The 16,436-nt window shown below is 72.9% G+C and carries 19 protein-coding genes; 11 read left to right on the forward strand and 8 right to left on the reverse strand.

What is annotated here, in order from left to right; all coding sequences use genetic code 11:
- A partial coding sequence (locus GWI24_RS24865) for an NAD(P)H-hydrate epimerase (protein ID WP_281790505.1) occupies positions 1 to 220 on the reverse strand: 220 nt, incomplete at its 3' end.
- Positions 221 to 325: 105 nt separating this feature from the next.
- Between GWI24_RS24865 and alr the strand changes: the two genes are divergently transcribed.
- The 4 genes from alr to GWI24_RS24885 all read left to right on the forward strand — a co-directional run bounded on the left by alr (position 326) and on the right by GWI24_RS24885 (position 3,733).
- On the forward strand, positions 326 to 1,480 hold the full coding sequence (alr, locus tag GWI24_RS24870; protein WP_210948137.1) for an alanine racemase: 1,155 nt from the start codon (positions 326 to 328) through the stop codon (positions 1,478 to 1,480).
- 2 nt (positions 1,481 to 1,482) lie between these two features.
- Positions 1,483 to 2,706: an alpha/beta fold hydrolase gene (locus tag GWI24_RS24875; protein ID WP_210948138.1), complete on the forward strand. Its 1,224-nt coding sequence runs from the start codon at positions 1,483 to 1,485 to the stop codon at positions 2,704 to 2,706.
- Between the two features lie 105 nt (positions 2,707 to 2,811).
- A complete protein-coding gene (gene tsaE / locus GWI24_RS24880) occupies positions 2,812 to 3,330 on the forward strand; it encodes a tRNA (adenosine(37)-N6)-threonylcarbamoyltransferase complex ATPase subunit type 1 TsaE (RefSeq protein ID WP_198281454.1) in 519 nt (172 codons plus the stop codon).
- 208 nt (positions 3,331 to 3,538) lie between these two features.
- Positions 3,539 to 3,733 carry a hypothetical protein gene (locus GWI24_RS24885; protein ID WP_210948139.1) on the forward strand — a complete coding sequence of 65 codons (195 nt, stop codon included), beginning with the start codon at positions 3,539 to 3,541 and terminating at the stop codon, positions 3,731 to 3,733.
- A 71-nt stretch (positions 3,734 to 3,804) separates the two neighbouring features.
- On the opposite strand, the gene GWI24_RS24890 is transcribed toward GWI24_RS24885, so the two are convergent.
- A complete protein-coding gene (locus tag GWI24_RS24890) occupies positions 3,805 to 4,344 on the reverse strand; it encodes a hypothetical protein (protein ID WP_308343998.1) in 540 nt (179 codons plus the stop codon).
- Between the two features lie 301 nt (positions 4,345 to 4,645).
- Between GWI24_RS24890 and tsaB the strand changes: the two genes are divergently transcribed.
- Genes tsaB through GWI24_RS24910 form a run of 4 tightly spaced genes read left to right on the forward strand, consistent with a single transcriptional unit; the run spans position 4,646 to position 7,311 of the window.
- Positions 4,646 to 5,314 (forward strand): tRNA (adenosine(37)-N6)-threonylcarbamoyltransferase complex dimerization subunit type 1 TsaB, encoded by a 669-nt coding sequence (gene tsaB, locus GWI24_RS24895; protein ID WP_210948141.1) that lies wholly within the window; start codon positions 4,646 to 4,648, stop codon positions 5,312 to 5,314.
- 32 nt (positions 5,315 to 5,346) lie between these two features.
- Positions 5,347 to 5,958, forward strand: coding sequence for a ribosomal protein S18-alanine N-acetyltransferase (rimI, locus tag GWI24_RS24900; protein WP_210948151.1), 612 nt, complete (start codon positions 5,347 to 5,349; stop codon positions 5,956 to 5,958).
- A complete protein-coding gene (tsaD, locus tag GWI24_RS24905; protein WP_210948142.1) occupies positions 5,951 to 7,051 on the forward strand; it encodes a tRNA (adenosine(37)-N6)-threonylcarbamoyltransferase complex transferase subunit TsaD in 1,101 nt (366 codons plus the stop codon). Before rimI ends, tsaD begins: the two co-directional genes overlap by 8 nt.
- Complete coding sequence (locus GWI24_RS24910) at positions 7,048 to 7,311, forward strand: hypothetical protein (protein ID WP_210948143.1); 264 nt, start codon at positions 7,048 to 7,050, stop codon at positions 7,309 to 7,311. Before tsaD ends, GWI24_RS24910 begins: the two co-directional genes overlap by 4 nt.
- A gap of 869 nt (positions 7,312 to 8,180) precedes the next feature.
- Here GWI24_RS24910 and GWI24_RS24915 read toward each other — a convergent pair.
- Positions 8,181 to 10,538 carry a BTAD domain-containing putative transcriptional regulator gene (locus GWI24_RS24915; protein WP_210948144.1) on the reverse strand — a complete coding sequence of 786 codons (2,358 nt, stop codon included), beginning with the start codon at positions 10,536 to 10,538 and terminating at the stop codon, positions 8,181 to 8,183.
- 159 nt (positions 10,539 to 10,697) lie between these two features.
- Between GWI24_RS24915 and GWI24_RS24920 the strand changes: the two genes are divergently transcribed.
- The gene (locus tag GWI24_RS24920) at positions 10,698 to 11,591 is read left to right on the forward strand and encodes an alpha/beta fold hydrolase (RefSeq protein WP_210948145.1); all 894 of its coding nucleotides are present in this window, start codon (positions 10,698 to 10,700) and stop codon (positions 11,589 to 11,591) included.
- Between the two features lie 168 nt (positions 11,592 to 11,759).
- Here GWI24_RS24920 and GWI24_RS24925 read toward each other — a convergent pair whose 3' ends face one another.
- Positions 11,760 to 12,626 carry a polysaccharide deacetylase family protein gene (locus GWI24_RS24925; RefSeq protein WP_210948146.1) on the reverse strand — a complete coding sequence of 289 codons (867 nt, stop codon included), beginning with the start codon at positions 12,624 to 12,626 and terminating at the stop codon, positions 11,760 to 11,762.
- Positions 12,627 to 12,824: 198 nt separating this feature from the next.
- Here GWI24_RS24925 and GWI24_RS24930 point away from each other — a divergent pair, with 198 nt between their 5' ends.
- Positions 12,825 to 13,553, forward strand: a complete 729-nt coding sequence (locus GWI24_RS24930) for a hypothetical protein (RefSeq protein WP_247616848.1) — start codon at positions 12,825 to 12,827, stop codon at positions 13,551 to 13,553.
- On the opposite strand, the gene GWI24_RS24935 is transcribed toward GWI24_RS24930, so the two are convergent.
- The 4 genes from GWI24_RS24935 to GWI24_RS24950 form a co-directional block, all read right to left on the reverse strand.
- Positions 13,496 to 13,843, reverse strand: coding sequence for a hypothetical protein (locus tag GWI24_RS24935; RefSeq protein WP_210948147.1), 348 nt, complete (start codon positions 13,841 to 13,843; stop codon positions 13,496 to 13,498). The genes GWI24_RS24930 and GWI24_RS24935 overlap by 58 nt on opposite strands.
- Before the next feature lie 101 nt (positions 13,844 to 13,944).
- Positions 13,945 to 14,766, reverse strand: coding sequence for an arylamine N-acetyltransferase (locus GWI24_RS24940; protein WP_210948153.1), 822 nt, complete (start codon positions 14,764 to 14,766; stop codon positions 13,945 to 13,947).
- Between the two features lie 96 nt (positions 14,767 to 14,862).
- The gene (locus GWI24_RS24945; RefSeq protein ID WP_210948148.1) at positions 14,863 to 15,075 is read right to left on the reverse strand and encodes a DUF397 domain-containing protein; all 213 of its coding nucleotides are present in this window, start codon (positions 15,073 to 15,075) and stop codon (positions 14,863 to 14,865) included.
- A gap of 10 nt (positions 15,076 to 15,085) precedes the next feature.
- The gene (locus GWI24_RS24950) at positions 15,086 to 15,937 is read right to left on the reverse strand and encodes a helix-turn-helix transcriptional regulator (RefSeq protein WP_210948149.1); all 852 of its coding nucleotides are present in this window, start codon (positions 15,935 to 15,937) and stop codon (positions 15,086 to 15,088) included.
- Positions 15,938 to 16,095: 158 nt separating this feature from the next.
- Here GWI24_RS24950 and GWI24_RS24955 point away from each other — a divergent pair.
- The coding region (locus GWI24_RS24955) for an ATP-binding protein (protein WP_210948150.1) at positions 16,096 to 16,436 on the forward strand (341 nt) is incomplete at its 3' end.

A 16,436-nucleotide genomic window follows, 5' to 3' on the forward strand; every position in this document is an offset into this window, starting at 1 on the left:
CGCGGCGGGCCAGTCGGGCGCCCGCGTAGAGCGCGTCGCCGCCGTTGTCGCCGCTGCCGACGAGCAGGGCCACCCGGGAGCCGTACACCCGGCCCAGCAGATCGGCGCACGCGGCCGCGAGTCCCGCCGCCGCGCGCTGCATGAGCGCTCCTTCGGGCAGCCGCGCCATCAGTTCGCGCTCGGCGGCCCGTACGGTCTCGACGCTGTAGGCAATCCTCATGCCCATAGTCTCCCGAACAGAGGGCACTCCTTGCGTGGAAGCGAGGCACTCCGTGCGTAGAAGCACACACTCCGGTCGGGTGACAGGCCTGAGAGACTGACGGAGATGGACGAGACACCGATGCGTGCCCGGGCCGTGGTCGATCTGGCCGCCCTACGGGCCAACGTGAGGGCGCTGCGCGCCGCGGCACCCACGGCCGAGCTGATGACCGTGGTCAAGTCGGACGCCTATGGCCACGGCATGGTCCCGTGTGCTCGCGCCGCCCGCGCGGCGGGCGCGGACTGGCTGGGCGCGGCCACGCCGGAGGAGGCGTTCGCGCTGCGGGCGGCGGGGGACACGGGCCGGCTGATGTGCTGGCTGTGGACGCCCGGCGGCCCCTGGCGGCAGGCCATCGAGGCGGACATCGACGTCTCGGCCAGCGGGCTGTGGGCGCTGCGCGAGGCCGTCGCGGCGGCCCGCGCGTGCGGCCGTACCGCGCGGCTGCACCTGAAGGCGGACACCGGGCTCGGCCGCAGCGGCTGCCAGCCCGCCGACTGGCCCGCCCTGGTCGCCGAGGCGCGCGCCGCCGAGGCGGAAGGGGCCATCCGGGTGACGGGGCTGTGGTCCCACTTCGCCTGCGCGGACGAGCCGGGCCATCCGTCCATCGCCGCCCAGCTGTCGGTCTTCCGCGAGATGGTGGCGCACGCCGAACACGCTGGGCTGCGGCCGGAGGTGCGTCACATCGCCAACTCACCGGCGACCCTGACCGTGCCCGAGTCCCACTTCGACCTCGTCCGGACCGGCATCTCCACCTACGGCATCTGCCCGAGCCCCGAACTCGGCACGTCCGCCGACTTCGGGCTGCGCCCGGTGATGACGCTCTCCGCCGCGCTCGCCTCCGTGAAGCGGGTGCCGGGCGGTCACGGCGTCTCCTACGGGCACCGCTATGTGACCCCCGGCGAGACGACCCTCGCGCTGGTGCCCGTCGGCTACGGGGACGGCATCCCGCGCCATGCCTCGGGCACCGGCCCGGTACTGGTCGCGGGAAAGTGGCGGACGATCGCGGGCACGGTCGCCATGGACCAGTTCGTTGTGGATCTGGGCGGCGACACCGCCGCCCCGGGGGACGAGGCGGTGCTGTTCGGTCCGGGGGACCGGGGCGAGCCGACCGTCGAGGACTGGGCGCGGGCCGTGGGCTCGATCGGCTACGAGATCGTGACCAGGATCTCGGCCCGTATTCCCCGCGTTTATGTAGGTGAGGACGGGGGCACAGGGAACTGACCATGGGCGACGAGACCACGGCCGTCAGCACGGCAGAGATGGCGACACGAGTCGCGGCGGGGGCCACAGCCGTGAGCTGGCGCCGGGGCGCCGGATTCGCGGGTGCCGCGATCGGCGTGCTCGCGGCGGGGGCGGCGGCGGGTGTCGCGCTCGAGCGGCTGACGGTCGGCCGCGGCGTACGGCGCAAGGCGCGGCTCGCCCTGGACGCCGAGGGCCCGTACGGCACGCTGCGCGGCACCCCGGGGACGGCGGTCGCCGACGACGGCACCGAGATCTACTACGAGGTCGAGGAGATGCGGGAGAACGCCGCCGCGCCCTCGCCCCGGCGCAAGCGGCGGTTCGGGCGCCGCGCCCCCACCCCCGTCACCATGATCTTCAGTCATGGCTACTGCCTCGCCCAGGACTCCTGGCACTTCCAGCGCTCCGCGCTGCGCGAGGTGGTCCGCACCGTCTACTGGGACCAGCGCTGCCACGGCCGCTCGGCGCGCGGCTGCGCCCAGGCGGACGGCGAGGCGATCAGCATCGACCAGCTCGGCCGCGATCTGAAGGCGGTGATCGACGCGACGGCGCCCGAGGGGCCGCTGGTGCTCGTCGGCCACTCCATGGGCGGCATGACGATGATGGCGCTGGCCGCGCAGTACCCCGACCTGATCCGCGAGCGCGTGATCGGCGCGGCCTTCATCGGCACCTCGGCGGGCCGTCTTGGCGAGGTCAGCTTCGGTCTCCCGGTGGTCGGGGTGAACGCGGTGCGGCGGGTGTTGCCCGGGCTGCTGAAGGCGCTGGGCTGGCAGGCCGACCTGGTCGAGCGGGGGCGGCGGGCGACCGCGGACTTGTTCGCGGGGCTGATCAAGCGCTATTCGTTCGGCTCGAAGGACGTGGACCCGGGGGTCGCGCGGTTCGCCGAGCGGCTGATCGAGGCCACGCCGATCGATGTGGTCGCGGAGTTCTACCCGGCGTTCATCGCCCACGACAAGGCGGCCGCGCTGCCGCACTTCGACGGGCTGCCGGTGCTGGTCCTCGCGGGCGACAAGGACCTCATCACCCCCATGGAACACAGCGAGGCGATCGCGGAGCTGCTTCCGGGCGCGGAGCTGGTGATCCTCGAGGAGGCCGGACACCTGGTGATCCTCGAGCACCCGGAGGTGGTCAACGGCCATCTGACGGAGTTGCTCTCGCGGTCGGTGGACGGGGTCGGCGACCGGGCGCGGCGGGGCGTGACGGGCTGACGAGCGGTGCCCCTGCCCGGGCCGTTCCGGCGGTCCGGCCGGGGCGTTCGGGGCGGCGGCGAGCTGGTCCGCGGCGGGCTTTTCGGGCCCGTACCATCGGCGAGTATGGACGTAGGCACGCGCATCACCGTCACCTCTCCCGACCAGATGCGGGACCTGGGCCGCAGACTCGCCAAGCTGCTGCGCCCCGGCGATCTGGTGCTGCTCACCGGTGAACTCGGCGCGGGCAAGACGACCCTGACGCGGGGCCTCGGCGAGGGCCTCGGCGTCCGGGGCGCCGTCACCTCGCCCACTTTCGTGATCGCCCGGGTGCACCCCTCGCTGGGCGACGGCCCGCCGCTGGTCCATGTCGACGCCTACCGGCTGAACGGCGGCCTCGACGAGATGGAGGACCTGGACCTCGATGTCTCCCTGCCGGATTCGGTGGTGGCCGTGGAGTGGGGCGAGGGCAAGGTCGAGGGGCTGGCGGAGGACCGGCTGCATGTGGTGATCCAGCGGACGGTGGGCAGCGACATGGCCGTCACGGACACGATGGCCGCCGACGTGGACGACGTACGGGACGTGGTGGTGACGGGCGTGGGTACCCGCTGGGCGGGGGAGGATCTGGCGTCGCTCGCGGGGTAGTGCCCTTGGGGCGGTGCTGCCGGGCAGCGCCACCCGGTCAGACGGTCAAGCTGCTGGTAGAGCTCGCGTGCAGATGCCGCGTAGTTTCCGACAAGCCGTCGGCATGCTGTTGCATTCCGGGCATCACCCGTGGTCACATGGTGGGAGAAAGCGTGGGTTAGGTCTGCCTAACTCGGCTCGACTGCCCCAGGACCCTCAGGAGGCATCCATGTCGGCCCACGACCCTGTGGCCGGGACCGGCGCCGCGCGCGACGACCGGTCACCGTCGATGTCGGAGCTCCTGGCGGCGTGTGCGGCGGCGAGCGCGGTCTCGACGCCTCCGCGGCCGGCCGAGGAGGAGACCGAGGGGACCCCGGCGTCCGTCGAGCCCGAGGCGGATGACGAGGAGCGGGACGCGGCGTAGCCGCGCACAGCTACGTCATCCGGCTACGTCATCCAGCTCGTCATCCAGATCCAGCTCGTCGTCCAGGTCCGCTAGGGGACGACGACCACCTTCATGCCCGGCTGCGCGAACTCCCACATCGCCGTACCATCCGCCCGGCTCTCCCGGATGGCCCCGGTCCGCTTGCGCGCGTTCGGGTCCGGCATCGACCCGTCCACCGCCGCGCTGAAACCGAACACGACCCCCCCGTCCGAGTGGAAGACGACGACGTGCTCGACCTGCACTCCGTCCGATCCGACCCCGCCCTTGTTGCGCGAGGTCACCGTGTAGGTCCCCGGGTCGGGGCTGGCCGGGCTGGGGCCCACCTCGAAGGTGCGGCCGGCCTTGCCATCGGCGCCGACCAGCCAGACCCGCTTGTCGCCGAGGGCGTAGACGACCCGTACGCCGGCGCCGGAGCGGGCCGGGAGCGCGGTGGACTTCTTCTTCGACCCCGCGTCGTCCTTGTCCTTCTTCTTGGGCTGGGCGGAGTGCGACCCGGGCCGGGCCTGGGTCGGATGGTCGGGCGCGGTCGCGGCGGCCTGGTAGCCGAGGAACCCGACGACGCCCAGCGCGGCGGCGGTGAGTACGGCCACAGCTGGCCCGGTACTGCTCCTTGGCACGGCGGCTTCCCTCTCCTGCGGTCAGTACGTGCTGACGGCCCGTACACACTTACGGTGACGGTAGCACCGGCGCCCGCCGCCCGGCCGCGCTCCGGGCGTCCGGTGACCGAGCTGTTCCACCGTCGGTACGAAAGCCCGTACCGAGGCCGGTACGAAAGCCGGTACCGGCTTCGGTTCCAAGGCCGGTTCCAAGGCCGGTACCGATGCCGGTACCGATGCCGGTACCGATGCCGGTACGAGAGAACGACCTCCCGGCGCGCCGTAGGCTGTTCTCGTGCTGTTGCTCGCTCTTGATACCGCCACCCCCGCCGTGACCGTCGCCCTGCACGACGGCTCCGCAGTGATCGCCGAGTCCTCCGACGTGGACGCCCGGCGTCACGGCGAGCTGTTGCTGCCCGCCGTCCACCGGACGCTGAAAGCCGCGGGCACCGAGCTGGGCGCGGTGACGGAGATCGTCGTCGGCGCGGGCCCCGGCCCGTACACCGGACTGCGCGTGGGCCTGGTGACCGCGGCCACCTTCGGGTCGGCCCTCGGCGTCCCCGTCCACGGGCTGTGCACGCTCGACGGGATCGCGTACGCCGCCGGGCAGGCCGGTCTGGAAGGCCCCTTCGTCGTGGCCACGGACGCGCGGCGCAAGGAGGTCTACTGGGCGCGCTACGACGACGCCCGCACCCGCGTCACCGAGCCCGCCGTCGACCACCCCGCCGATCTCGCCGAGCGGGTGGCCGGGCTGCCCGCGGTCGGCGCGGGCGCGCTGCTCTACCCGGCGGCCTTCGCCGACGTACCGCCCGGGATGCCGGAGCACCAGTCGGCCGGGGCGCTCGCCTCGCTCGCCGCCGAGAAGCTGGCGCGCGGCGAGGAGCTGCCGCCGCCCCGGCCGCTGTATCTGCGCCGCCCCGACGCCAAGGTGCCCGCCAACTACAAGGTGGTCACCCCGAAGTGACCACCACCGGCACGACCGTGACCCTGCGCGAGATGCGGTGGTGGGACCTGGAGCGGGTGATGGAGCTCGAGGAGGAGCTGTTCCCCGAGGACGCCTGGTCGCGGGGGATGTTCTGGTCCGAGCTCGCGCATGCCCGGGGCCGGGACGCCACCCGTCACTATGTGGTGGCGGAGGACGGGCCCCGGCTGGCCGGGTACGCCGGGCTCGCCGTCGTCGACCGCACCGGCGACGTCCAGACCATCGCCGCCGCCCGCGACCACTGGGGCACCGGCCTCGGCGCCCGCCTCCTCACCGACCTCCTTACGGCCGCCACCGCCTTCGAATGCCGTGAGGTACTGCTGGAGGTGCGGGTGGACAACGCACGCGCGCAACGGCTGTACGAGCGCTTCGGCTTCGAACCCATCGGCATACGCAAGGGCTACTACCAGCCCGGCAATGTGGACGCCCTGGTCATGCGGCTGGCCGACCCGGCGACGGCGAGCGCGGCGACGGCGAGCGCCGCCACGATCGCGAACGGCGAGCCCACGGCGAACACGGCGAACACGGCGAACACGGCGTCCACCGCGAACACGGCGTCCACCGCGCACACGGCCAACCCCGCGAACCCCGCGACCTCAGTACAAGGAACCGAGACCCATGGCTGACGAACCCCTCGTCCTCGGCATCGAGACCTCCTGCGACGAGACCGGCGTCGGCATCGTCCGCGGCCACACCCTCCTCGCCGACGCCGTCGCCTCCAGCGTGGACGAGCACGCCCGCTTCGGCGGCGTCGTCCCCGAGGTCGCCAGCCGCGCCCATCTGGAGGCGATGGTCCCCACGATCCAGCGGGCGCTGAAGGAGGCCGGGGTCGCCGCCTCCGACCTCGACGGCATCGCCGTCACCGCGGGCCCCGGGCTCGCGGGCGCGCTGCTGGTCGGCGTCTCGGCCGCCAAGGCGTACGCCTACGCACTCGGCAAGCCGCTCTACGGCGTCAACCACCTCGCCTCCCACATCTGCGTCGACCAGCTGGAGCACGGTCCGCTGCCCGAGCCGACGATGGCGCTGCTGGTGAGCGGCGGCCACTCGTCGCTGCTCCTCGCGCCCGACATCACCGCCGATGTCCGCCCGCTCGGCTCGACCATCGATGACGCGGCGGGCGAGGCGTTCGACAAGATCGCCCGGGTGCTGAACCTGGGCTTCCCCGGCGGCCCCGTCATCGACCGCATCGCCCGCGCGGGCGACCCGGACGCGATCGCCTTCCCGCGCGGGCTGACCGGTCCGCGGGACGCCGCGTACGACTTCTCCTTCTCGGGGCTGAAGACCGCCGTCGCCCGCTGGATCGAGGCGAAGCGGGCGGCGGGCGAGGAGGTCCCGATCGCCGATGTCTCGGCCTCCTTCCAGGAAGCGGTCGTGGACGTGCTGACCCGCAAGGCCGTCCGCGCCTGCAAGGACGAGGGCGTGGAGCACCTGATGATCGGTGGCGGCGTCGCCGCCAACTCCCGGCTGCGGGCGATGGCCGAACGCCGCTGCGAGGACGCGGGCCTCACCCTGCGGGTGCCGCGGCCGAAGCTGTGCACGGACAACGGGGCGATGGTCGCGGCGCTCGGCGCCGAGATGGTGGCGCGGGGACGGTCCGCCTCGGCGTGGGACCTGTCGGCCGACTCGTCCCTCCCCGTGACGGACCCGCATGTCCCGGCGCCCACCGGGCACACCCACGACCATGTGCACGAGCTGAGCCGGAAGAACCTGTACGCATGACCGTCGCCTTGATGTGGGAAGCCCGAGCCGTGGCCGGAAAGGGCGAGGAACTGCTGACCTGGGCCACCCACCAGCCCCTCGACCCGCCCCCGCTCCGCCGCGAAACCTTCCGCGCACCCGAGGACCGCGTCCTCGTCATCACCTGGTGGGACGGCGCCTACGACACCCCGGGGCTGCCGGAACTCCCGGAGCCGGGGGAGGACTTGGTACGGCGGGCAGTGCACCGCTGGCGCTTTGAGACGGTCGCGGAAGAGGGCTAAGCGGATCGGCGGAAGTCGACCGCGACTCGGACGCGCCCCGAAGGAGCGCGGGGCTGTGTCGATATGCGGCTCCGCATGCGGCTCCGCCGCGTGGGCGACCAGCCACGACGGCGTCGCAGACGATCGACGGCAGGTCGGGGCACTTCCTGCGGACCGCTTAGCGGTACGGCGCGGGGCCCTGCGGTGCCGGGCTGTACGGGGCCCGGCCGCGCGGCGCCCGGCTGTGCGGCACTCGCTCGTGCGGCGCCAGGCCCTACGGCACCCGATTCATACGGCGCCCGGCCGTACCGTGTCCGGTCGCAAGGCACCCGGCCGCGCCCGCGGCGTGCGGCACCGAGGCCGCGCCCGCGGCGGTGCGGCACGCGACCGTGCCTTCGGCGGTGCGGCACGCGACCGCACTCCCGGCCGTGTGGCACCTGGCCGCACTCGCGGCTGTGCGGCGCCCGGTCGTGCCTTCGGCTGTACGGCACTTGGCCGCGCCCTCGGTGGTACGGCGCCCGCCCGCCCTTTTAGCGGTGTGGCACGCGACCGCACTCCCGGCTGTGCGGCGCCCGGTCGTGCCTTCGGCTGTACGGCATCTGGCCGCGCCCTCGGTGGTACGGCGCCCGCCCGCCCTTTTAGCGGTGTGGCACGCGACCGCACTCCCGGCCGTGTGGCACCTGGCCGCACTCGCGGCCGTGCGGCGCCCGGTCGTGCCTTCGGCGGTGCGGCACCTGGCCGCGCCCTCGGTGGTACGGCGCCCGCCCGCCCTTTTAGCGGTGTGGCACGCGACCGCACTCCCGGCGTACGGCGCCCGCCCGCGCCTGGCCGCGCCCCCGGCCGTACGGCACGTGACCGAACCCCCGGCCATACGGCACTCGGCCGTGCCGTCACCGCAGGGCCTCGGCCAGATCGGCCAGGTGCCGGGAGACCGGGCCGAGGGTGAGCAGGCCGCTGCCCGCGCCGGCCAGCTCGGCCGCCGCAGGGGCCAACGCTGCGTGGGCGAGCGCGATCGTCTCCCGGTCGCCGACGGCGATGGCCGCCCGCCCGGTGAGACACCACAGGGCCTCCAGCAGCAGATCGCGGGGCGGCTCCGGGACCGTGCGCAGCGCCGCCGTGGCCTCGGCGCGGCGGTCCTGGGCCAGCAGCACCAGCGGGCGGGCCCAGGGCGCGTACGGCCCCCAGTCGAGGTCCGCGTCGGTCGGGGCGGGCCGCCCCCGCTCCACGCGCAGACAGAGCAGCGCGAGGGGCAGCAGACCGTGTTCCAGGCCGGGCATCCCGGCGCCGTCCAGCCGCGCGGCGGCGTCCCGGTAGGCCGCCTCGACCGCGGCTTCGTCCGCCCGTCCCGTCGCGGCCAGCCGCAGCGTCCGGTACCACGCGGTGAACACCCCGACCAGCGGCCGCTCATGGCGCTCGCCCAGACGGTCGGCGGCGGCCGCGTGCCGGTCGGCCGCCGCGAAGTCGCCGAGCGCGCCGCGGGCCTGGAGCCGGATGAGATGGCCGAGCACCTCGAAGGCGACCAGCCCGTGCCGCGCCGCAAGGGCGATCAGCTCGGCCCCGGTGGCGTCCCGGCGCGGCGCCAGCCCCGCGCGCTCGAAGCTCTGCATGAAGACGCCGTTCAGCGCGAACGCCAACAGCCCGGGATCGTCCAGCCGCCGAGCGATCTCCTCCGCCTGCCGAGCCGCCTGCCGCCCCCGCTCGGACCGCCCACCCCGCGACTCCACGGCGATCGTCGCCAACAGCCGGGCGCGAATCGCGTCATGGCCGGTCGGCTCATGACCGGTCGGCTCATGACCGGTCGGCTCATGGCCGGGAGTGTCGTGGCCGGGGGCCTCAGGGCCGGCCAGGCGGTGGCCACGCGCTCCTGGGCCGGTTCCCTCTTCCCTGGGCGCCTCGCGGCCGGTCGCGTCGTGGCGGGGGACGCGGTGGCCGGTCGCGTCCTGGCTGGTGGTCCCCTGGCCCGGGGGCTCGTGGCCGGGCGCGCCGTGGTCCGTCGCCTCTGGGCCGGGCCTCTCATGGCCGGGAGCCCCGTGTGCGGGGGCGCCGTGGCCGGGTGCGTCGTGGCCGGGCGGGCCGGGGCCCGTCGCCCCGCTGCCAGGGGGCTCATGGCCGGGGGCCTCGTGATCGGGCGCACCGGGGCCGGGCGGGAAGCCGGCCGCGAGCGCGGCCAACGTGCGTTCGGCCGCCCTTACGATCGATGCCGCCTGTTCGGGGTCGTCCAGGCGGGTCCAGATCGCGGGGACGTCGTAGGCGCCGATGACTCGGGCGGTCAGTTCGGGGTCGCCCAGTTCTTCCGCCGCCGCGACGGCCGCCAGGCGTTGTCGGCGGGCCGTCAGCAGGCCGCCGCCACCGGTCATCGAGAGGTCGCGGAGCAGGGCGGCCGTGGACTCCAGGCGGGTCCGGGCGCCGGAGGCCACGGTGCGGTCGTACGCGGCGGTCGCGTCCGCCCACACCCGGGCCGCCGCGCCGCCCCGCGCCGCGGTGGGGTCGAGGTGGGGCGCCTGGCCGAGGATGTCCGTCTCCAGGCGGCGCAGCTCCGGGCCGGGGTCCACGCCCAGCTGCTCGACCAGCAGCGTGCGGGCCCGGCGCAGTACCGCCAGCGCGTCGCCCTGGCGGCCGGTGCGGTACAGCGCGAGGGCCAGTGCCCGCCAGGCGCCCTCGCGCCAGGGGTGCTCGGCCAGATGCGCCTCCAGGTCCGGCACCGCCTCGGCGGCCCGGCCCAGGGCCAGCCGGGCCTCCGCCTGCCGCTCGACGGCGTGCAGCCGGAGCTCCGCCAGCCGGGAGCGCTCGCCCCGGGCCCAGCCCTCGTCGGCGAACTCCGCGTACGCGGGCCCGCGCCACCGGCTCAGCGCCTCCTCCAGCCGGGGCAGCGCGCCGTCCGGCGGCAGGGTCGCGGCGGTGGCCATGTCCTGTTCGAAGCGCCAGGCGTCCACCGCGTCCGGGTCGGCCCGCAGCGCGTACCCGGGGCCCTCGGTGACCAGCAGCCGGGCCGGGGTGCGCGGCGGGCGCTGCGGCTCCAGCGCGCGGCGCAGCGCGGCCACGAACGTACGCACCGCGCCCACCGCGCCCGGTGGCGGCTCCGTCCACAGGTCCTCGATCAGCCGGGAGACGGGTACGACGCGGCGGCGGGCGACGATCAGCCGGGCCAGCACCGCGCGGTGCCGTGGCCCCTTGAGCGCGATCGCGCGCCCGTCGGCGTCCGCGTCCCAGGCCACGACCGGCCCCAGCACCCCGAAACCGACCCGCATGCGGTCACCGTAGCGCGCTGATCGGATGCTCATCCGCACCCGGCAGGCTGACAGCCACCTGGTCACCTACCTGGTCACCTACCTGGTCACCTACTGGTCACCTACTGGTCGCCTACGTCATCCGGTCGCTCGGATCCTCCACAGAAAGCGCGCTAACCCATGGCCCCTGTCATTCCCGGCTTCGACTACCGCCGCGTCCCCGTCGCCGACGGCGTATCCCTGAACGTGGCCGTCGCGGGCTCGGGCAGCCCCATCGTCCTGCTGCACGGCTTCCCGCAGACCCACCTCATGTGGCGGCACGTGGCCGCCGACCTCGCGGCCGATCACACTGTGATCTGCCCCGACCTGCGCGGCTACGGCGCCAGCGACAAACCGTCAGCCGATGCCGGCACCGCCGCCGACCCCGCCGCCTACGCCAAGCGCACCATGGCCGCCGACATCGTCGCCCTGGCCCGCGCGCTCGGGCACGAGCGCTTCGCACTGGCCGGTCATGACCGCGGCGCCCTGGTCGCCTTCCGGGCGGGCCTCGACCACCCCGCGACGATCACCCATCTCGCCTGCCTGGACGTGCTGCCGACCCTCGACATGTGGGACGTGCTGCACGGCACCACCGCCGCCGTCGGCTTCCACCTCTTTCTGATGGCCCAGCCCCCGGGGCTGCCCGAGCGGATGATCGCCGCCTGCCCCGACGACTTCTTCGGCCACTTCCTCGACCTGTGGACGGGCGACCCGCGGGCCATCCCCGCCGAGGTCCGCGCCGCCTATCTGGACGCCTGCCGCGCCGCGGTGCCGTCGATCGTGGCCGACTACCGCGCCTCGGCCGGTGTCGATGTCGACCACGACCGGGCCGACCGGGACGGCGGACGCCGGCTGACGATGCCGCTCACCGTCATCCAGCAGGACTGGGGCGCCGCCCTCGGCTATGACGCGGCGGCGCTGTGGCGCGCCTGGGCCGACGACCTGGAGCACCACACCGTCGGCTACGGCCACTTCATGGCCGAGGAGGCACCCGCCGACATCGCCAAGGCGCTGCGGGAGCTCGTCACCCGCTGAGCGGTCCGCAGGAAGTGCCCCGACCTGCCGTCGATCGTCTGCGAAGCCGTCGTGGCTGGTCCCACGCGGCGGAGCCGCATATCGACACAGTCGCGGCGGAGCCGCATATCGACACAGCCCCTCGCCCCTTCGGGGCGACCGGACCGCGGCCGACTTCCGCCGATCCGCTTAGCGGACCTGGAGGCCCCCGGAGTAGTGGTCGGCGATCTCGTCGCTGGTCGTCACCCACACCCCGGGGTGGTTCACGATGTACTCCAGCGCCTGGTCCACGTACTTGTGCCGGAACGGCTGGTTGATCACGAACGGGTGCAGCACCAGGGACATCACCCGGCCGCTGGTGGCCGCGTCGGAGTAGAGCTGGTCGAGCTGGTCCTTGACGATCCGGACGAAGTCCGGCCCGCTGAGGCTCTTGCCGACGAACAGCTGGATGTCGTTGACCTCGATCGAATACGGCACGCTCAGCATGCCCGGCACGTTCAGCCGGTACGGCTGGTCGTCGTTGGCCCAGTCCAGTACGTACCGCAGCCCCAGCTCGGCCAGGAGCTCCGGCGTGCGGAAGGTCTCGGTCAGCGCCGGCCCCAGCCAGCCGCGCGGCCTGCGGCCGGTGGCCTTCTCGATGGTGCCGATCACCTCGGTGAGGTAGGCCCGCTCCTCCTCGGGGGACATGTCCGCCTGGAGGATCGAGTTGTTCTTGCCGTGCGCCGCCCACACCCAGTCCCGTTCCCGCCCGGCCCGGATGATCTGGGGGTAGCGCTCGGCGACATCGGAGTTGAGCATCACGCTCGCCCGCACCTGGTGCCGGTCCAGGCTCTCGATCAGCCGCCAGATCCCGACCCGGGGCCCATAGTCCCGCCACCCGTAGTTCAGCGGATCGGGCGCCAGCGCCCTGGTGTCGGGGAAGATGCTGGTGGAGGGGCGGTCGATTTCGTAGTGCTCGACGTTCAGCCCGACGTAGAAGGCCACCCGGGCGCCGCCCGGCCAGTGGATCGGGGCGCGTTCGACGATGGGGCTGTAGTCGAATAGCTGGTTGTCCATCAGGGCTCACCTCATCTGTAAGGCTCATCTGTACGGCGGTTCGGCTCCGCTCGATGGACATCGTGAAACCCTCACACAAGTGAGAAGGTCAAGCCGAAGAAGGCCAGGCCACAACCGAAGAGCTGAGACACTGCGTCGGCGTACACCGCGGTGCTGTGCGTGCTACGAGTGCCGTGCGCGATGAGTGCGATGAGTGCCATGAGTGCCATGAGGAAGGACGCCATGACGCCGCCCAACGAACTTCCGCCACCGCCGCCCGCCCCCGACGAGCGGCCGTGGAAGGACCGCGCCGGGTTACTCGACGAGCGGGCACGGGCGATGGGGGCGCTGGCGCGGTGGTACCTGGCGCCGCACCGGGCGCTGCTGCTGTGGCTGTCCGCGCTCGTCTTCGCGCTGGGGTGGAGCCTCGCGGTCTCGGGGTTCCAGTTCCTGGTGAGGGGCGAGATCATCGAGCATGTGCTGGGCGTGATCTTCCTGGGCCTCGCCCTGGGCGCCACGGTCCCCTCCAGCCTCGGGGTGGCCTCCGGCATCCGGCGCGATGTCTTCGTGGGCGCGTGCCTCCGCGACTGGGCGGAGCTGGAGCGCGACCCCCAGACGCTGCCGCACTGGCGGGTCTCCGGCGGCGCTCTCCTGTGGCTCGGCCCGTCCATCGTGCTGGCCTGCCTGGGGCTGGCGCTGGGCGGGTTCGCGGTCTTCTCGGACGTCGGCACGGAGAGCGTGGGCACCGTCGCCGGTATCGGCCTGGTCTTCGCGGCGGCCGGAGCGCTCGGCATGGCCAAGGCGATCGACTACTACCGCCTGGTCAGCCGCGAACTCCGCCCACTCCGCCCCGACACCGGCGGTCCGGACGCCCGCCGTCCGGACTCCGGCTACGACGACGGCTTCTCCGATGACGGCTTCTCCGACGACGGCTTCTGCAGTGACTGAAAGCGGGTCCGCAGCTCCTCGTACCGATCGCCAGGGCTCTCCCCGCGCTCCTTGGCAACCTCCTCGATACGGGTCAGCAGCTGCCTGATCCGCACGGCGTCCGTATAGGCGTCGCGCTCCAGCTTCTTGTACGCGGCGGCAGCGGGCCCCTTGTGATCGTCGGCGTCCACCGACTGCCTCAGATGGCCGAGACGCTCGATCTGTTCCTCGAGGTAACTGAGCATTCCCTCAAGGTCTTTGATGAGATCCGACAGATCCTGGTCCGATACGGACAGTTTGTCTTTACTCATGTTCCATCCGTCCCTGCCACCCTCCCATCGGCCCATTAGCGGGATGATCGTGCCATGACCGGGGCCGGTGTGGAGAGCCACCCGGGATAACTCCTCTGCCGTCAGTCCGGCAGGGCCGTGCCCGGGGGCAGCTCGATGCCGAAGTCGGCGGCGAGAACGCGCAGCACCTCGTCGTTTCCGGCGAGTTCGCGCTCCTTACGGCTGCCGTCGGAGTAGGTCTCGACGAGAGTCCGCCCGGACAGGAGGAGATGGCGGTCCAGGGTGGTGCGCTGGACGTGGAGGGTGTGCTGGAACGGCGAGCGCGGGTTGGTGGCGACGTGCCAGTTGATGACCCCGTAGTCGGACGCCTCGAAGGGCTCGCGGGTGAAGGCGTACTGGTCCTGCCAGGAGCCGTCGAGGAACGCCTGGAACACCCACAGGTCCTCCAGCCCCTCCGGATAAGGCTCGCGGACGTAGCGGTGGCGGCGGGGGCCGTCGTGGAACTCGGTGTCGGCGACGAGCGGCACGGCCTCCAGGAGGCCGCCGACGCTGCCGAAGCCCACATCGGCCACGTAACGCCGCTCCTCGCCCGGGATCCCGACCAGCAGCAGCATGTGCGTGCGCGGTCGGACCGTCCCGGGGGCCGCTCCGACCCGGACGCGGGCGGTGAGGCCGGTGACACGGAAGCCGAGGGCGGTGAGGGCGGCGGTCAGCAGCGTGTTGTGCTCGTAGCAGTAACCGCCGCGCCGGCCGCGGACCAGCTTGGCCTCGAGGTCGGGGACGGCGAGGGAGGGGGCCGAGCCGAGGAGGGGGTCGAGGTTCTCGAACGGTATGGACGCGAGGTGCGCCCGATGCACCGCCCGCAGCGTCTCCACAGTGGGGGCGGGGCGCCGGTCGCCCGTCCAGCCGATACGCGTCAGATAGGCGTCGAGATCAAGGGCGATAGGGGCTGGTTCCATACTGCGACCGTAACGCCGGCTCCCCGGTACCGGCCTCCGCTCATGGTGGGGGCCTCACCTGGTCCTCTGGACGTAGGTCCGTTACGTCCCCGGTACCGCCGCCAGGTGATCGAGCGCACCCGCCTTGATCGACCGGAGCAGGGCTCCCAGCCTCGCGGGGCTCGTGGTGAGGACCGTACGGGGGTCGTCGCTCTCACGGAGGGCGACGGTGGTGCCTATGAGGGCGAGTTCTATGCAGGAGTTCCCGTCCCCCGCGCTGGAATAAGAGGATTTCTGCCAGTTGACCTCGGTCATCTCCCCGCCTTCATGTCTGTTGAGCGATGTCACGAATGAAATCACGTGACTCCTTCTCGGAGAGGGCCGCCTCGGTGGTGCGGTCCAGGACTCCACGATGGTTGACGAGCTGGGACTGCGCGTCCAGGAAGACCGGGCCGTGGGCGGCGTCGAGCTGCGCGGTGTCCAGCTGGGGCACCGACCCCAGGGCGTAGGTGACCGAGAGCCCGGGCACATGGAACCCTCCGGCCTCGAAGGTCAGCACACGCACGGTGACGTTCTTCCGCTCGGAGGACTCCAGCAGGCTGTCCAGCTGCGCCCGCAGGACGCGGTCCGTTCCGAACCGCATGCGCAGCGCCGCCTCGTGGATGATGAAGGTGCACGGCGGCGGGTCGTCCCGGTCCAGGATGTCGCGGCGCTTCATGCGGTGGGAGAGCCTGCGCCTGAGGTCCGTGGCGGACCACTGCGGGACGGTGGAGCCGAGCACGGCCCGCGCGTACTCCTCCGTCTGCAACAGGCCGGGCATGTGCATGATCTCCAGCACGCGCAGGCTGGTGGCGTAGTACTCCAACTCGGCCAGGTCGAGCCCGCCGGTGGCGATATAGCCGCGGTACTCCTCCCACCAGCCGCCCTTGCGCTCCCGGGCCATGGCGACGAGCGCGTCGACGTACGCGCTGTCCGGGCAGGCGTAGATGGCGGCGAGGGCCCGGACCCGCTCCTCGCTCACGCCGAACCGCGCGAGCTCCAGGTTGGTGATGTGGGTGCGGTTGATGCCCAGCCGGTCGGCGGCCTCCTGAATGCTGAGCCCCGCACCTTCGCGCATCCTTCTGAGTTCTGTGCCGAGCCTGACTTGACGCGCGGTCGGGACGCTCCTGGGTGGCATGGTCCTCCGTAACCCTCAAGGAGTAATTGTCGGGGAAATTCAACGGGACCGTAGCAGTTGTTTGCACCGCTGCCCTACCGTAGGTGTCGTTGCCGCTACTGCGCGTTGATCGCCGTAACGGTACGCGCGCTGTCGGCCCCCTCACAGGGAGTTGCCCCATGGATTCCGATCACGAGTCCGACGACCGTCCCCCACACCTCCCGCCCGTTCCCTCCAGGGATCCGTACGTCTACACCCTGCAGAGCAGTCGGCACCCGACCTCCGCCAAGGTCTGCCGGGACTTCGTCGCCTGCGTCCTGAACTCCGTGGGGCAGGAGGAGCTGGTCGACACGGCGACGCTGTGCACCTCGGAGCTGGCCACCAACGCCTTTCTGCACGCCGAGGGCGACTCCGTGATGCTGCGCGTGGTGATCGAGCCGCCCCGCTTCCGCGTCCTGGTCTACGACGCCTCCGCCGAGCTCCCCACCGCCGCCTGCCTCCCCGAGGGGGACCGCCTCCA

The organism is Streptomyces sp. MK37H, from assembly GCF_018035285.1.
GTDB lineage: Bacteria > Actinomycetota > Actinomycetes > Streptomycetales > Streptomycetaceae > Streptomyces > Streptomyces endocoffeicus.

What these genes read in the sequence shown, in the direction of transcription:
- GWI24_RS24945 (WP_210948148.1), bottom strand. Translation starts at nt 15,075, where the DNA reads ATGACCGAGGTCAACTGGCAGAAATCCTCTTATTCCAGCGCGGGGGAC.
- GWI24_RS24930 (WP_247616848.1), top strand. Translation starts at nt 12,825, where the DNA reads ATGAGTGCCATGAGGAAGGACGCCATGACGCCGCCCAACGAACTTCCG.
- GWI24_RS24915 (WP_210948144.1), bottom strand. Translation starts at nt 10,538, where the DNA reads ATGCGGGTCGGTTTCGGGGTGCTGGGGCCGGTCGTGGCCTGGGACGCG.
- GWI24_RS24875 (WP_210948138.1), top strand. Translation starts at nt 1,483, where the DNA reads ATGGGCGACGAGACCACGGCCGTCAGCACGGCAGAGATGGCGACACGA.
- GWI24_RS24885 (WP_210948139.1), top strand. Translation starts at nt 3,539, where the DNA reads ATGTCGGCCCACGACCCTGTGGCCGGGACCGGCGCCGCGCGCGACGAC.
- tsaE (WP_198281454.1), top strand. Translation starts at nt 2,812, where the DNA reads ATGGACGTAGGCACGCGCATCACCGTCACCTCTCCCGACCAGATGCGG.
- GWI24_RS24925 (WP_210948146.1), bottom strand. Translation starts at nt 12,626, where the DNA reads ATGGACAACCAGCTATTCGACTACAGCCCCATCGTCGAACGCGCCCCG.
- GWI24_RS24920 (WP_210948145.1), top strand. Translation starts at nt 10,698, where the DNA reads ATGGCCCCTGTCATTCCCGGCTTCGACTACCGCCGCGTCCCCGTCGCC.
- alr (WP_210948137.1), top strand. Translation starts at nt 326, where the DNA reads ATGGACGAGACACCGATGCGTGCCCGGGCCGTGGTCGATCTGGCCGCC.
- GWI24_RS24935 (WP_210948147.1), bottom strand. Translation starts at nt 13,843, where the DNA reads ATGAGTAAAGACAAACTGTCCGTATCGGACCAGGATCTGTCGGATCTC.
- GWI24_RS24950 (WP_210948149.1), bottom strand. Translation starts at nt 15,937, where the DNA reads ATGCCACCCAGGAGCGTCCCGACCGCGCGTCAAGTCAGGCTCGGCACA.
- rimI (WP_210948151.1), top strand. Translation starts at nt 5,347, where the DNA reads ATGCGGTGGTGGGACCTGGAGCGGGTGATGGAGCTCGAGGAGGAGCTG.
- GWI24_RS24910 (WP_210948143.1), top strand. Translation starts at nt 7,048, where the DNA reads ATGACCGTCGCCTTGATGTGGGAAGCCCGAGCCGTGGCCGGAAAGGGC.
- tsaD (WP_210948142.1), top strand. Translation starts at nt 5,951, where the DNA reads ATGGCTGACGAACCCCTCGTCCTCGGCATCGAGACCTCCTGCGACGAG.